General features: G+C 79.9%; 1 protein-coding gene. It reads right to left on the bottom strand.

Annotated elements, in window-relative coordinates:
• On the bottom strand, nucleotides 1-562 hold a 562-nt coding region (locus FJ658_RS15945), incomplete at both ends, for a hypothetical protein (RefSeq protein WP_219995685.1).

Genomic DNA, 562 nt, shown 5'->3' with positions numbered 1-562 from the left:
CGGACCCGAGCCCGTCGTTGCCGGTCCCGCTGCCGCCGAAGCCGGCGCCCGAGCCGTCGGGCGTGCCCGTGCCGCCCGCCCCGACGGTGGCGTCTCCTCCATCGTCGCCGAGCCCGCCGCCCCCGGCCCCGGCGCCGCCGCCGTCCTCGTCGGGGGTCGTCAGGTCGCCGAAGGTGTCGTTCGGGTCGTCGAGGTCGGGCATCGGGATGTCGCCGCCGCCAGCACCGGCGCCGCCGCCGTCCTGGTCGTTCGATCCCGATCCGCCGTTCTGCCCGCCGGATCCGCCGTTCTGGCCGCGCGTGCCGCCGAAGCTGCCGCCGCCTCCACCGCCGCCCCCGGCGACGAAGCCCGCTCCGCCGCCGGCGCCGCTGCCGCCCGAGTCCTCGGCCGACCACGATCCGCTGCCGTCGCCGCCGAGACCGTCGGAGCCGCCGACATCGCCGAAGTCTCCGCCACCGGCACCGGACCCGCCGAAGTCGCCACCGCCCGCGCCCGCGCCCGAGCCGCCGAAGTCTCCTCCGCCGGCACCGGCGCCGCCGAAGTCTCCTCCGCCGGCGCCGGC

The sequence above is a fragment of the Schumannella sp. 10F1B-5-1 genome (assembly GCF_006517535.1).
GTDB lineage: Bacteria > Actinomycetota > Actinomycetes > Actinomycetales > Microbacteriaceae > Schumannella.
The sequence above is the reverse complement of the archived record's forward strand: the minus strand, read 5'-3'. Positions and strand labels throughout refer to the sequence as shown.